This window comes from Gilvimarinus agarilyticus, assembly GCF_000832015.1.
GTDB classification, from domain to species: Bacteria; Pseudomonadota; Gammaproteobacteria; order Pseudomonadales; family Cellvibrionaceae; genus Gilvimarinus; species Gilvimarinus agarilyticus.
Genome location: NZ_JXCJ01000001.1, coordinates 2,818,837 through 2,832,792 on the forward strand (window position 1 = coordinate 2,818,837; position 13,956 = coordinate 2,832,792).

A 13,956-nucleotide genomic window follows, 5' to 3' on the forward strand; every position below is an offset into this window, starting at 1 on the left:
TGCCCGTGCGCACAAGTAGCACATTAAGGATTACGCTTGCAGGCGCGGCCCGCCATTAATGATACTATGCCCCAGATAAATCGACTAAACGCCGCGCAAGGCTGCGGCTTTGTGTGCCCGAAGAGACTGAGTCACTGTGAATAAAGCATTATCACTCGTGCTATCGCTGCTACTGGCCCTGCCCTATACCGGGCGTACCGACGAGCTGAACCTACCGGATTTTGGTGACACCTCCTCGGGGATTGTTTCCTACCAAGAGGAAAAGCGGCTCGGCCAGCTCTTTATGCGCAGCTATCGCGCCCAGGTGCCCACCTCCGACGACCCGCTATTGATTAGCTACCTGCGCGATCTTATTGGGCAGCTGGCGCAATACAGCCAGCTCAACAACCGCAATTTTGAGCTAATTGTGGTCGAAAACTCGACCATGAACGCCTTTGCCGCACCCGGTAACGTCATTGGCGTGCATACCGGCCTATTTACCTACTCGCAAAACGAGGCGCAGTTGGCCTCTGTGCTCACTCACGAGCTAGCCCACTTAAGCCAGCGCCACTACGCCCGCCGACTAGAGCAGCAGCGCAACATGACCATCCCGTTTTATACCGCCCTGTTGGCAAGTCTGGTGCTGGCCGCCAGTGGCAGTGACGGGGGCATGGCGGCTATGGCAGCGACTCAGGCAGCGGCCGCCGATGCCCAACTGCGCTTTAGCCGGCAAAATGAACAAGAGGCCGATCGACTGGGTATCGATACCTTGATTGATGCAGGCTACGACCCGCACGCGGCCCCCGAAATGTTCGAGCAAATGTTGCGCGCGTCGCGCTACTCCCGCCGGCCACCCGACTTCTTACTGACTCACCCGGTTACCGAAAGCCGGGTGGCCGATGCCCGCTCACGGGCCATGCGCTACCCGCGTGACCGCATGAAGCAGGACTCTCTGGATTTTCAGCTAATGCGTGCCCGGATAAGAGTACTGCAGGCTGAAACGGCTCAGCAGGCCATTGGTATATTTCAGTCGCAGCTGGACGGCAACAACACGACTCCCGATGCCAGCCGCTACGGCTTGGCGCTAGCCTACAGCCGAACCGGTAACGCCACAGAAGCGGCCAAAGCGCTGGCACCGCTACTTAAAAAAGACCCAAACAGGCTGGTGTATCAAGTGATGGACATTGACGTCGACTTGGCCGCTAAAGATTACGACGCGGCACTGGATAAATTGCGCAATGGCCTGCGCCGACTACCCAACTATTACCCCTTTAACGTGCGTTACGCCGAGGCACTAATGAACTCGGGCCGCTACCAAAGTGGCGCAGATTTTTTATCGCAGTATGTGCGTAAAGAATCCGAAGACCCTTATATGTGGTACCTGCTGGCCGAGGTGAATGGCTTGGCCGGCGACGTGCTGGGCGTGCACGAAGCGCGGGCCGAGTATTTTATTCAGGTAGGTATTTACGATCGCGCGATGGTGCAGCTGCGAAACGCGCTAAAGCTTGCGAAAAACGACCGTCATCGATCCGCCATTTTGCAGGAGCGACTGCGCTACGTAGAGCGCTTGTTATCGGAGCTGGATTTTTAACTCGGACAACACACGACTTAAGCCGACCTGGACAAAAACTAGTAATGCGGCGGGCGCTCGTCCGCCGCTCCCCCGCCCTGCTCGCGGGCATACATGCTGTCATCAAACTTTTTGACCACGGCAGCCAGCTGTGCGGCCAGTGCCTGCAACTGACGGTCTTGCCGCGCGACGATAAGGTTTAACTCATTGATCGTATCTTCCTGAAAGCTTATGCGGCTTTGCAGCTCGATTAGCTCATCCTGAGACACACCACCACTTGCAACATTACTGTGGGACATCGATAACCTCTATTCCGGTAAAACCAGCAGCCACTAAGGCGCCAGCGCTGCCAACTCGGCAATTAAACGTTGCGCGCGAGCATCAATTAATAAACTCTGCCCCAAACGCGCCGTAACATAGGCAAAGCCCAAACCCGACTTCGGGTCGGCAAAGCCAACACTGCCACCGGCGCCGGGATGCCCGTACCCTTCAAGGCTACCAAACAGGCAATCATCAACCGGCTGCGAGCCCATAAATCCCAAGCCAAAGCGCAGCGGCACACCCAGGACTTTATCGGGCTCGGCCTGGCGCGCACCGGTAAAGGCTGCCAGGGTTTCGGGGCTTATAGCAGCGCTTTTGCCCCCGGCTGCCAGTGCACCGTAAAACCGCGCCAAATCAAGCGCGCTGGCATGGCAATTAGCAGCAGGTATACAGGCACTGCGCCACTCGGGGGTATTGGTCGAGCTCATTAATGTCATGGGGTTGGTAAAAGCCCGATTAACCACCCCGCGTGGGTCGGCCTTCATCAACTGCCCCAACGCGGCACTGTTAGCACCGGGGCTCGCACTTCCCGCATCGCCCAAAGGCTTTTTAAGAGGGCCCACATCGGCAAGCTCTTCCTGCTGCGGTTCAGGTACCCCAAAGCAAGCGTTTAATGAGAGCGGCTGCGCCCAGTAGCGATCAAACAAATCACTGAAGGCGCTGCCGGTCGCCTGCCGGGCCAACTCGGCTAAAATCCAGCCGTACAAAAATGGCGAGTAGCCTTGGGCACTATCGGGTGTCCACCAGGGCTCGTCGTACTCAAGCAATGACTTTACCGAGGCAGAGTCAAAAATAACCGGGTCTTTTAATTTGGGATGAAACGCGCTCATGCCACTGCGGTGGGCCAACACCTGACGTACAGTTACCCACTCTTTACCTTTACCGCTGAACTCAGGCCAATAGGCACTGACCGGCCGATCGAGGTCAATAATGTCGCGCTCGACCAAACTCATAATAACCGCGGCGGCAAGTGGTTTACCGGCCGAGAAAATATTCACCCGGGTGTCTTCACACCAGGCTTTTTTACGCGCTTTATCGCGGGTACCGGCCCAGGCACTGACCAACACTTGATCACCGCGCACCACTGCCAGTGCGGCCCCCTCCTCGGCAAAACGTGAAAAGTTATCGGCAAACGTGGCAATTAATGGCTCCGCTTCGGGTACCCACTCGCCCTGCACTTGACTCATAAGCTCTACCTTTTAGCCCTGGATGCTTAAACGCTACTGGCCCTGCGCGGCAAAATAGGCCGCCAGGTGCTGCATATCGGTATCAGACAAACTCGCCACCATGGCATTCATCATAGGGTTTTCCCGACTGCCGGACTTGAACGCCCGCAGCTGCGTCACTATATAATCGTATTGCAACCCCGCCAGTGATGGGTAACTGGCCACACGGGACACGCCACCCGGCCCATGACAACTCATACAGACACGCGCCTTGCGTTCACCCAGTGCCACCGGGTCCCCAGCTTGCTCCTCGTGCGCCTCTTCAGGCGGCTTACCACAAGCGGTTAACATCAGGCTAAAGGCCACAACTAATAAGGCATGGATAATCGGTTTTGACATAAACCACTCATTGGTTGGCTAACACAGAGGCGCATTCTAGCGTCTGTGCCCAGCTAGCGCACGTCGGTTATACTGAGCCGCCGATCAACCTGCTACAAAGGAGACTCCTGTGAGTAAAAACAGTCGACTCGTCTACTCAACCGATGGCGGCCGGGTACGCGATGAACCCAAAGCCCCGGAAGCACCTAGCGGTGACGGCATTGTCCGCATCCAGCGCTCGAGTAAAGGCCGAGGAGGTAAAACCGTCAGCGTCATCACAGGCGTCCCACTGGTCGGTGCCGAGTTAAAAGCTCTGGCGAAAAAGCTAAAGCAAGTGTGCGGTACCGGCGGCGCCATAAAGGACGGCAACATTGAAATTCAGGGTGATCACCGCGAGCTTCTCAAGGCAAGCCTCGAGAAGCTCGGCTACTCGGTAAAACTATCCGGCGGCTGAGGTATAGCCGTCACCGCTGGCGTAGTTATTGCTTCAGGCCTGTTAACGCTTATCAGCTGACAATTTCCTGACGGTGAGGCAAACCCGTGGACAGTACCATCACATACCAAATTATCGACACCTCCTTCAAAGTGGCCATAGGAGGCGTTATCGCTCTGGCCAGCGCCTGGTGGTGGGGGCGACGACAAACCGTTATTGGCCCGCGTAGCCTGCGTGAGCAAAAGCGACTTGACGTATTTGAGGATATCTCGGCCTTTGTGGGCGAGGTGACTCACATGTTCAGCAAGTACGCCTCACTGGCGGCCGAATCAGTCGAGTTTGGCGAGCGTTGGCCCGCTGAACGCAAGCAAGAGCTCACCCGCATCACCGAAGAGTTAGTAGAATCGTTCAGTAAGATGTCGGCCGCCGAGGCCAAACTGCTGATTTTGGGCGAAAAAAACCTGGAACGCAGCCTTAAAATTTACGCGGGGCAAATCGTCGCGTTTCGGCGTCAGGTATACGGCGGGCGTAAAGACATCACCACTGACCAAATCAATGCGCTAAAACAAGGGGTGCTGCAGGCGCGCGAGAGCTTTTACGATATGTTGAGCCGCAAATACGACCAAACGTTAGCGGGTAATTAACGCTGCAAGCAGACATAAAAAAACCGCCGAAAGGCGGTTTTTTTATGTCTTAAGGCGAGAGGCGAGCCGTTTAGTTGCCGTAACTCATTAATCGCTCGTAACGCTTTTCTAACAACTCTTCGGTTGGGATCGCGTTAAGTTGATCCAGCTGCTCGCTTAAACGCTGACGCAGAGTATCGGCCATTGCATCGATATTGCGGTGCGCACCACCCAGCGGCTCCGGGATGGTTTCATCGACGATACCCAGCTCTTCCAATACCGATGAGGTAACACCCATCGCTTCGGCCGCTAACGGGGCTTTATCGACGGTTTTCCAGATAATATTGGCACAGCCTTCGGGCGAAATCACAAAATAGGTCGCGTATTGCAGCATATTCAGGTGATCGCCCACGCCGATAGCCAATGCACCACCGGACGACCCTTCACCGATAACGGTACAGATAATGGGGGTTTTTAAACGCGACATCACCGCCAGATTTTGCGCAATAGCTTCACTAATGCCCCGCTCTTCTGAGTCGATGCCCGGGTAGGCCCCGGGAGTGTCAATAAGGGTTAAAATAGGCAATTTGAAGCGCTCGGCCATTTCCATTAAGCGCAGCGCTTTGCGATAACCCTCAGGCTTAGGCATACCAAAGTTACGCTGCACTTTCTCGCTAACACCGCGGCCTTTTTCTTCACCGATCACCATTACCGGCTGGCCGTTTAAGCGGGCAACACCACCAATAATGGCGCCGTCGTCACCAAAGTGACGGTCACCGTGCAACTCATCCCAATCGGTAAAAATACGCTTGATATAATCTGAGGTATAGGGGCGCTGAGGGTGGCGCGCGACCTGCACCACCTGCCAGGAGGACAAGTTGGAGTAAATGCTCTCGGTCAGCTTGGTGCTCTTCTCTTTGAGCTTACTGATCTCTTCGTTGATGTTGAGGTCGTTGTCATTGCCGACGAGCTGCAGCTCCTCGATCTTTCCTTCGAGGACGGCAATAGGCTGCTCAAAATCCAAATAGTTCAGGTTCATAATCACTGTAAACATAGAGCGAGGCCCCGGCCGAACCCGAGCACCCGCGAAATTAATTGGGGTTACCAGACTGTCAAAAACGCCTTAAGCCAGACGCATCAAGCTACAAGTCAATATTAGTGGCGCCAATACAGCTAAACGCCCGACTATTATTTATTGTAGCGCTTAATTCGCCGCACAAGTCGTTTTAACACCCTGCTAGGTGCTGCATAAGATACGCGAAACTGCCCCGCTCGTCGACCTTTACCCTGCTTTACCCGCGCTAAGGCCCGTAAGCCACCGCTCCCTCTTTGCTACAGGCTGAACGAAGGCGCTTGCATCAATACTTGGCACGCAAGGCCGCCGAATACGCCCAGCGTGCCCATTGCACGGCCTCTTCCGGGTCATCAAATATCGCCTCAGGCGCCCGTCGATAAGACAAACGAACTGCGCGACGCCCCTTTTGATAGATAAAGGGCTCACAGTCCAGCTCATCAAACCAGCGCGCCGTTTGCTCATCCGCCTTTAAATAAAGCGTATCGTCCGCCACCAGCGCAAACATTAACCCCTCGTGATAAACGCCAAAGCCGCCGAACATTCGTTGAGTGGTAATCACCCCAAAAGGGGCAAACACCTCGTGCAAAAACTCTACAAATTCGCTCATTTTAATTATTGCACTTGCTCTAGTTGCTTACGGCGTGCCTCATCGGCCTTGTTCAACTCATCTTCTACGCCCTTTGCGCGTTGTAACGCCTCCACCTGGCTATCTGTATAGGCTTCAAATGCTCCTTTCTCACCCTTAGCATTCAGGTTATCCTGTTGCCCGCAGGCACTTAACACGAATAAGCAACTTACTATCATCCACACCTTCATGGCACGGCTCCTTTTTTGGGCATTAAACACCCCAACAGTACACAAATCTTAAACGATCAACAGCCCCTATACACCAAAGCCGGTAATTTACTTCACGGCTTAAGTACGCCACGCCAGGGGCCTGGCCTTCTATCGCGGTAGATGCTTTATCCGTAACACCGAACCCTGTAATCTTACTCCTGAATATCGCCTTAATAGGTTTTCTGCCAGCACTGGCCGCTAATTTTAGCGTATAGGCACCCAATAAAAACATCACCCTCCACTACTCAGGTTGCAAAATTTATGAGCTATATGGCCCTCAAGCACAGCCACTTAATGTTTGTCGTACTCTCGATTGGATTATTCTCACTGCGCTTTTTTGCCCGAGAGGCTGGCGCCCGCTTTGCGCAAGCTAAATTTTTTAAAATTGCTCCCCACATCATCGACACCTGCCTTCTGCTAAGTGGTTTTACCCTGATGTTTACCGTGGGTTACGCGCTCTGGCCCATCAACTGGCTCAGCGTTAAATTGCTCCTCGTCATCGCTTATATCATCACCGGGGTGATTGCCATGAAATCCCTTAGCAAAGCAAAGCGACGGGCCGCAGGTGCGTTGGCCTTTGTGTGGATTTTGGGAATTTTGCATTTGGCGATGAGCAAGAGTTTTTAATCGCTCCGGCATGAGATTAAAACGATAAAAGGGCTGGTGACCGGTCTGACAAGTGTTCAGAAAGCACATTTGGCAGACTTGCTGGCCCGCAGGGCTGAGCACAGGGAATGTGCGAACCCATTGAAACGGGAACCGGTTCAATTCTGACCTATCTACGAAGGACTAAAGTTGCAGAGAAAGGAATAGCGAATCGAAGGAATAAATGGTGCCCGGAGCCGGAATTGAACCGGCACGATCAATTAAGATCGGCAGATTTTAAGTCTGCTGTGTCTACCAATTCCACCACCCGGGCATATCGGGAGATAATTTTTATAGTAGAGACTGGCGCCCTACTCGATGCTCTTTGAGCATCTTTCTCTTCTCCACTCCCTACAGAAAGAGAATGGAGGCGCGACCCGGAGTCGAACCGGGCTAGCTGGATTTGCAATCCAGAGCATAACCGCTTTGCTATCGCGCCGTTTTGAGGCCGGCATTCTAGCGTAAAAAATCAGAAAAACCTACCTCTATTTACCCTTTTAATCGGGTTTTAATTCTGTAAACGTTTGATATCTATACAGTTAGCGCGGTTTTTACTCGTCGTTGGTACTTGTACCAGCCATCAGGAATGGCCAGGCCGCCTTTAGATACAGAATCATCGACCACAAAGTTAGCGCCGCTGCCGCCACTACAGTAACGTAACCAACCCACAACAACTGGGGGATATTGGCCAGTAAAACGATGATCGCCACCATTTGCAGGGTGGTTTTTACCTTGCCAATGTAAGACACGGCGACGCTGGCACGCTGCCCCAGCTCGGCCATCCACTCACGCAGGGCTGAAATGACAATCTCACGCCCTACAATGACACAGGCGCACACGGCAAACCAGGCTACCGGATGTAAAGTAAGCAGCAGCACCAGAGCAATGACAACCATTAATTTATCGGCTACCGGGTCTAAAAAGGCGCCCAATTTTGTGCTTTGGTTGTACTTGCGCGCCACGTAGCCGTCGGCCCAATCGGTAATGGCCGCCAAACTAAAGATAATCGCCGCCGAGATGTGGGCCCATTGAAACGGCAGAAAAAAGACCAAAACGAATAAGGGGATAAGCCCGATGCGGATAAGCGTGAGTTGGTTGGCTAATGTCATAAGCGACTTCTTTTACAGCGTTGGCATCTGGGATGGAGCGGCCGACTGGCGCCCCGCGTCATGCCATGATAATACACTACCTGCGCCAACGCTGTAAGCGACTCACGTACTTTTTAACGAGTGCACCCGCCATCAGCTACAACGGTCTAATCAGGGTGAAAATATCCGTAAATATCTTCAGCCAACTTGCGGCTGACGCCATTTACCCGGGCTAAATCGTCGACACTGGCCCGTTGGATATCCTGTAACCCACCAAAGTGGCGCAGTAACTCTCTACGGCGCGAAGGGCCAACGCCTGGCACGTCTTCCAGCGTAGAGGTTTTGCGCTTTTTATCGCGACGATTTTTATGGCCGGTAATCGCAAAGCGATGCGCCTCATCGCGAATTTGCTGAATGATGTGGAGCGCCGGCGAGTCGCTGCCCAACACAATCTCTTGCCCTGTACCACTGTGGTATAAGGTTTCAAAGCCGGGTTTACGGGTTGTGCCTTTGGCCACACCAATGAGCAAAACATTATTGACACCCAGCTCGGCCATCACTTTTTCAGCGATCCCCAACTGGCCTTTACCCCCGTCGATAAATAAAATATCCGGCAACTTGCCTTCGCCTTTCTGCAAGCGGGTATAGCGCCGTGTCAGCGCCTGTGCCATCGCCGCATAATCATCACCGCCGGTAATGCCATCAATATTAAAGCGGCGGTAATCGGATTTAGCGGGGCCCTCTTTATCAAACACCACACACGAAGCCACTGTTAGCTCCCCACTGGAATGACTAATATCAAAGCACTCCATTCGCGCGGGCATTTCATCCAATCCCAATACATCCTGTAGCGCCAACAGACGGTCGGTAACCGACTTGCGCGAGTTGACACGGGCGACAATGTTCTGCTCGGCGGCCTGATGAGCCATATCGACCCAACGGGCGCGATGAGTCCGCACCTTATGGGTAATTTGTACCCGAGCACCGCGCGATTCGGCCAGAGCATCAATCAGCAACTCCGTGTCCGGCAACTCGCACTGAGTGACGATGGCCGCCGGGATATCGCGAGTCCCGCCAAGGTAAAACTGTGGCAAAAACTCACTGAGGATCTCCGCTTCGCCTTCAGCGAGACCGAGTTTTGGATAGTAACTACGGCTTCCTAAAATACGTCCCTGGCGAATAAACAGCACATGCACACAGGCGGTGGCGCTTTGCAGCGCAACGGCGATGATATCCATGTCAGCGCTGCCCTCCTCGACCGATTGCTGCGACTGCACGGTACGCAAAGCGCTTATCTGATCGCGCAACTCAGCGGCGCGCTCGTACTCCTGAGCTTGAGCCGCGTGCTCCATATCGTCGGCCAGCTCGCTCATTAACTGGTCATTTTTACCGAGCAAAAACATACGCGTATGGTGCACGTCGCGGGCGTAGTCTTCCGGACTGATTAAATCGACACAGGGGCCGGTACAGCGATCAATTTGATATTGCAGGCAAGGCCGAGAGCGATTTTTAAAGACACTGTCTTCGCATTGGCGTACTTTAAAAGTCTTTTGCAAAAAACTCAGACTGTCTTTCACCGCCCCCACATTGGGGTAAGGCCCGTAATAGTCGCCGCGCTTCTTCTTGGCTCCGCGATGTACGCTTATACGGGGGTAAGGTTCACCCGATGACATAAACACATAGGGGTAGGACTTATCATCACGCAACAAAATATTATAGGGAGGGCGATTAGCCTTGATCAGATTTTGCTCAAGAATCAAAGCTTCCGTTTCGCTGCCGGTCACCGTCACCTCGACCCGGGCAATACGCGACACCAAAGCGGCGGTTTTGAGCGATAGCCCACTGGCGCGAAAATAACTTGAAAGCCTGGCCTTAAGGTTTTTAGCTTTGCCAACGTACAAAATATCGCCGGCGCTGTTAAACATCTGATATACGCCGGGCGCGCGGGTTTGATTCGCCAAAAAACGTTTGGCGTCAAAGGATTCGGGGGATTCTTGGGGAGTCTCAACCATGCGCGCTAGTATAGCGTTGCGTGCACCCGCCGCAAATAGGTTTGGCTAACGCTATACCACCGCTTCCGGGTCTAACAAATTGTACTTTACCGCCATTAAAGCCAGTTCGACATCCGAGTGGATACACAGCTTATCAAAAATGCGATAGCGGTAAGTATTCACCGTTTTAGGGCTAACCGAGAAAGTCGTGGCAATATCTTGTGCTCGCTGGCCACCGGCAATCATCATGGCCGTTTCCAGCTCGCGCTGGCTCAGCCGCTCAAACGGTGAGCCGTCCTGGTCGCCAGTAGCGTTGCGCAGCGCCAACTGCTGGGCAATACCGCTACTCATATACTGCCTACCGCGCACAACGGTATCCACGGCGGTGGTAATGTCGGTAAAGCCTGCACCCTTGGTTACGTAGCCCACCGCGCCGGCCTGTAGCAGTCGCGCTGGATAGAGCGTGTCGTCACAGGCGGTGACCGCAATAATTTTAACTAAGGGATTGGCCGCGAGCATTTTACGTGTTGCTTCTAGCCCGCCCATACCAGGCATTTTTACATCCATCAGGACAACGTCAGGCTTGAATTTGCGCGCCATACTGATGGCTTCTTCACCACTTTTAGCGTCGCCCACCACTTTATAGCCTGGCACATCATCCAACATGCGGACGATACCCATGCGTACTAGGTCGTGGTCGTCTACCACTAAAATACTGGTCACTTTACCCCCCTTGATGTGTCATCAAGTTCCAGCCACAAGGCCGTTTTTTTGTTTTAATGTCGGGCGAAATGATCTTTTCTATCCGTATAAAGAATCTTTCGGCTTATCGCCATAGTAGCAGAATTATTCTTATTTGCGATAGCAACACTTGTGGCTTAGGCCAAAACCCGACGGTAGGTCAGATTGATACGTGCCTCGCCAAGCCCAGCCACCTTGGGTAGCTGGTGCTGCCAGTAGCGCTGAAGCTGCCCTGCCATCACCAGTAGGTCCCCATCTTGTAACGTCATACGTACTTGTCGTCGGCTTTTTATATGACGAAAAACAAATACCCGATCGGCGCCCAAGCTAAGGGAGGCAATCGTAGGCTCAGGCCCCAGCTCTGGTTCGTTATCACTGTGCCACGCGACGCTGTCGCGGCCGGTGCGGTACAAATTGGCCAGCACACTGTTAAATGCAGTGCCAACCACCGTCGATAAATCATCGCGTAAGCCTTGCAGGGCCGGCGTCCAGGGCCGCGGAGTGAAATAGGCGCCAGAGTAACTGTAACGGCTACTGGGGTCGCCATACCAGGCATTAAGCCTGGGGATGGGCACACGCTTACCGTACATTTGCAGGTGGGTTTGTTCCCATTTTAGCGAGGATTGTAAGTCCGCGAAAAGACTGGCTCGACGAGCAACTGACAGCCACTGCGGGTATAAAACGGCAGTGCCGTCTTCGTCGATGAGAGTTTGCGGCTCTTTACTGGCAAATAAATCCGGTTGCTGCGACATAAGAAGCGGCCATAGATTGATTTACGCTGGGTACACCCGAGGCTCTAACTCAAGTGTGACGCCATATTGACTAAAAACTGACCGGGTAATCTCATCCGCCAGCGCTAGCACACTGGCACCACTACCCCGCCCCGGATTGGTAATAACCAGCGCTTGCTCTGAGTGGACCGCCACATCCCCGGCGCGATAACCACGCCAGCCGGCGCGATCAATCAGCCACCCTGCCGCCAGCTTAACCCGCCCATCTGCTTGCGGGTAGCTGACTATATCGGGGTAGCGCTGCTGCAGCGCGGCAAAGGTCGCGGCATCGACCAAAGGGTTTTTAAAAAAACTGCCCGCATTGGGCGTAGTGGCCGGGTCTGGCAGTTTTTCTTGTCGCACCGCAATTACGGCGTCGGCTATTTGTTGCGCGCTAAAGTGAGCCTCGGCCGGTGCGCCACCATCGGGTTCTAGTTGCAACTGCTGGCGTAAACTGGGGTAATCCAGCACAGGGCGCACCGCGCGATCGAGCTTAAACGTGACCGAGGTAATAATATAGCGGTCGCGCGCGCTGTGCTTGAACACGCTGTCGCGGTAAGCAAAGTTACAGCTCTCGGCAGTAAAGGTGACGGGTAAACCCGAGCGAATATCCACGGCGCTCAGCTCGCTTAAACGCTGCTGCAACTCCACGCCATAGGCACCAATATTTTGTATCGGTGCGGCACCCACCGAGCCGGGAATTAACGATAAATTCTCTAACCCATAGCAACCAATCATTAAACAGTGCTGTACAAACTCGTGCCAGTTTTCTCCGGCGGCGGCGCGCACCCACACCGATTGCGCATCTTCAGCGACGGGCTCAATACCCCGCAACTTAATATGCATAACCAATCCAGGGTAATTATCGGCCAAGACAATATTGCTGCCACCGCCCAGCGGTAATACCGGCAATTGACGCTCGCGGGCAAAGGCCAGCGCCTCAAGAACCTCATCGTGGGTAGTAACGGCCACATAAAACTGCGCCCGTGCAGCGATGGCCAACGTATTAAATCGCTGCAAATCAAATTCAGGTAAAAATAACGCCACGTTACCCTCGAGCCAAGTGGCGCTGATTAATGTCGGCGAGCAAACCCGTAGCGGCTTGCTCTACCAGATCCAGTACGTAGGCAAACCCTTCCGCTCCGCCATAATAGGGATCAGGCACTTCGCTTTCCGGTGCACCCTCAGCAAAGTCCAAGTATAGGCAGCAACGGCCCGGGTAATCTTTAGGGCAAAGGCTCAGCAAGTCATTGAGATTAGCGCTGTCCATCGCCAGCACGTAATCAAACTCAAAAAAATCTTTTTTCGTCACCTGGCGTGCCCGCAAAGCATTAATATCGATACCGCGTTCGGCGGCCGCCGCTATGGCGCGGGCATCGGGCGCTTTACCCACGTGCCACCCGGCGGTACCGGCCGAATCTGTTTGCACGCGGCCCTCAAGCCCAGCATTTTTTAAATGCGCTTTAAATAAACCCTCGGCGGTCGGGGAGCGGCAAATATTGCCCAAACAGACGAACAGCACCTTTACCGTCATTGGTTTTGCTCCAGTAAAAGCTGTCGCACTCTGGCGAGATCTGCCTCGGTATCGACACCGCCGGGCACCTGACAGCAGGCTTCGTCGACGTGAATTTGTTCGCCGTAGGCCATAACGCGCAACTGCTCGAGAGACTCGGTTTGCTCAAGTTGCGCGGGGGGCCAGGTTACAAACCGTTCCAGCAAAGACACCCGATAGGCGTAAATACCAATATGACGCCGGGCAGGAAAACCTTCTGGCACCGGCTGCTCGGACAACACTTCGGTGTTGTCTCGCGGCCACGGAATGGGCGCGCGCGAGAAGTACAAAGCGAGATTGTTTTGATCGTACACCACCTTCACCGCATTGGGGTCGCGAAACTCGCGATAGCTGCTTAGCGGCTCGCACAAAGTAGCCACACTGGCCGCGCGGTTTTGCGCTAAGTTAGCAGCGACCTGGTTAATCACCTGCGGTGGAATCAGCGGCTCGTCGCCTTGCACATTGACGATAATATCGTCGCCCTTCATTTGCTCGAGCAACGCGACTTCTTGCAGCCGATCTGTACCCGAGACGTGATCCGTACGGGTTAAGCAGGCCTCACCGTTAAAGCCATGCACCAGATCCAGGATACGCGGGTCATCAGTAGCCACGATCACCCGGCTGGCGTCACTCTCACAGGCGCGGCGATAAACGTGCTCGATCATCGGCCGACCATTGATATCGGCTAAGGGTTTACCCGGCAAGCGGGTCGATGCGTAGCGGGCGGGAATAACTACCGTGAAGCTCATGAACTTACTCGCAAAGAATTTTAATGTTTAACTTACAC

Annotated in this window: 17 protein-coding genes and 2 tRNA genes; 4 read left to right on the top strand and 15 right to left on the bottom strand. The window is 53.9% G+C overall.

Going from position 1 to position 13,956, the window contains the following annotated elements; genetic code table 11:
* Positions 1-136 precede the first annotated feature (136 nt).
* A complete protein-coding gene (locus tag SD69_RS12120; RefSeq protein WP_041523429.1) occupies positions 137-1,570 on the top strand; it encodes a M48 family metalloprotease in 1,434 nt (477 codons plus the stop codon).
* 38 nt (positions 1,571-1,608) lie between these two features.
* Here the strand turns inward: SD69_RS12120 and SD69_RS12125 are convergent, their stop codons facing one another.
* From SD69_RS12125 to SD69_RS12135, 3 genes are read right to left on the bottom strand one after another with little or no spacing between them, the layout of a single operon-like run.
* Positions 1,609-1,848 (bottom strand): SlyX family protein, encoded by a 240-nt coding sequence (locus SD69_RS12125; RefSeq protein ID WP_052481118.1) that lies wholly within the window; start codon positions 1,846-1,848, stop codon positions 1,609-1,611.
* A gap of 33 nt (positions 1,849-1,881) precedes the next feature.
* Positions 1,882-3,057, bottom strand: coding sequence for a serine hydrolase domain-containing protein (locus SD69_RS12130; RefSeq protein ID WP_041523430.1), 1,176 nt, complete (start codon positions 3,055-3,057; stop codon positions 1,882-1,884).
* A gap of 33 nt (positions 3,058-3,090) precedes the next feature.
* Positions 3,091-3,435: a c-type cytochrome gene (locus SD69_RS12135; protein ID WP_052481119.1), complete on the bottom strand. Its 345-nt coding sequence runs from the start codon at positions 3,433-3,435 to the stop codon at positions 3,091-3,093.
* 109 nt (positions 3,436-3,544) lie between these two features.
* On the opposite strand from SD69_RS12135, the gene yciH reads away from it, so the two are divergent.
* Together yciH and SD69_RS12145 are read left to right on the top strand one after the other, a co-directional pair.
* Complete coding sequence (gene yciH, locus SD69_RS12140; RefSeq protein WP_041523431.1) at positions 3,545-3,868, top strand: stress response translation initiation inhibitor YciH; 324 nt, start codon at positions 3,545-3,547, stop codon at positions 3,866-3,868.
* Positions 3,869-3,954: 86 nt separating this feature from the next.
* Complete coding sequence (locus SD69_RS12145; RefSeq protein WP_041523432.1) at positions 3,955-4,491, top strand: hypothetical protein; 537 nt, start codon at positions 3,955-3,957, stop codon at positions 4,489-4,491.
* Between the two features lie 70 nt (positions 4,492-4,561).
* Here the strand turns inward: SD69_RS12145 and SD69_RS12150 are convergent, their stop codons facing one another.
* The 3 genes from SD69_RS12150 to SD69_RS12160 all read right to left on the bottom strand — a co-directional run bounded on the left by SD69_RS12150 (position 4,562) and on the right by SD69_RS12160 (position 6,361).
* Positions 4,562-5,509: an acetyl-CoA carboxylase carboxyltransferase subunit alpha gene (locus SD69_RS12150; RefSeq protein WP_041524760.1), complete on the bottom strand. Its 948-nt coding sequence runs from the start codon at positions 5,507-5,509 to the stop codon at positions 4,562-4,564.
* 319 nt (positions 5,510-5,828) lie between these two features.
* Complete coding sequence (locus SD69_RS12155) at positions 5,829-6,152, bottom strand: TfoX/Sxy family protein (protein ID WP_041523433.1); 324 nt, start codon at positions 6,150-6,152, stop codon at positions 5,829-5,831.
* 5 nt (positions 6,153-6,157) lie between these two features.
* Positions 6,158-6,361: a hypothetical protein gene (locus tag SD69_RS12160; RefSeq protein ID WP_041523434.1), complete on the bottom strand. Its 204-nt coding sequence runs from the start codon at positions 6,359-6,361 to the stop codon at positions 6,158-6,160.
* A gap of 282 nt (positions 6,362-6,643) precedes the next feature.
* On the opposite strand from SD69_RS12160, the gene SD69_RS12165 reads away from it, so the two are divergent.
* Positions 6,644-7,009 carry a SirB2 family protein gene (locus tag SD69_RS12165; protein WP_041523435.1) on the top strand — a complete coding sequence of 122 codons (366 nt, stop codon included), beginning with the start codon at positions 6,644-6,646 and terminating at the stop codon, positions 7,007-7,009.
* A 203-nt stretch (positions 7,010-7,212) separates the two neighbouring features.
* Here the strand turns inward: SD69_RS12165 and SD69_RS12170 are convergent.
* The 9 genes from SD69_RS12170 to kdsB all read right to left on the bottom strand — a co-directional run bounded on the left by SD69_RS12170 (position 7,213) and on the right by kdsB (position 13,918).
* Positions 7,213-7,301, bottom strand: a tRNA-Leu gene (locus SD69_RS12170).
* 91 nt (positions 7,302-7,392) lie between these two features.
* Positions 7,393-7,466: transfer RNA gene (locus SD69_RS12175), tRNA-Cys, on the bottom strand.
* Positions 7,467-7,578: 112 nt separating this feature from the next.
* A complete protein-coding gene (gene pgsA / locus SD69_RS12180; RefSeq protein ID WP_041523436.1) occupies positions 7,579-8,136 on the bottom strand; it encodes a CDP-diacylglycerol--glycerol-3-phosphate 3-phosphatidyltransferase in 558 nt (185 codons plus the stop codon).
* A 146-nt stretch (positions 8,137-8,282) separates the two neighbouring features.
* A complete protein-coding gene (gene uvrC / locus SD69_RS12185) occupies positions 8,283-10,127 on the bottom strand; it encodes an excinuclease ABC subunit UvrC (RefSeq protein WP_041523437.1) in 1,845 nt (614 codons plus the stop codon).
* Between the two features lie 51 nt (positions 10,128-10,178).
* Positions 10,179-10,829, bottom strand: coding sequence for a response regulator (locus SD69_RS12190; RefSeq protein WP_041523438.1), 651 nt, complete (start codon positions 10,827-10,829; stop codon positions 10,179-10,181).
* A gap of 155 nt (positions 10,830-10,984) precedes the next feature.
* Positions 10,985-11,599, bottom strand: a complete 615-nt coding sequence (locus SD69_RS12195; protein ID WP_041523439.1) for an alpha-ketoglutarate-dependent dioxygenase AlkB family protein — start codon at positions 11,597-11,599, stop codon at positions 10,985-10,987.
* Positions 11,600-11,620: 21 nt separating this feature from the next.
* Entirely contained in the window at positions 11,621-12,664 is a 1,044-nt protein-coding gene (murB, locus tag SD69_RS12200; RefSeq protein ID WP_041523440.1) for a UDP-N-acetylmuramate dehydrogenase, read from the bottom strand.
* Position 12,665: 1 nt separating this feature from the next.
* Positions 12,666-13,151 (bottom strand): low molecular weight protein-tyrosine-phosphatase, encoded by a 486-nt coding sequence (locus SD69_RS12205; protein ID WP_041523441.1) that lies wholly within the window; start codon positions 13,149-13,151, stop codon positions 12,666-12,668.
* Positions 13,148-13,918 carry a 3-deoxy-manno-octulosonate cytidylyltransferase gene (gene kdsB / locus SD69_RS12210; RefSeq protein ID WP_041523442.1) on the bottom strand — a complete coding sequence of 257 codons (771 nt, stop codon included), beginning with the start codon at positions 13,916-13,918 and terminating at the stop codon, positions 13,148-13,150. The genes SD69_RS12205 and kdsB overlap by 4 nt, the downstream gene beginning before the upstream one ends.
* Positions 13,919-13,956 lie beyond the last annotated feature (38 nt).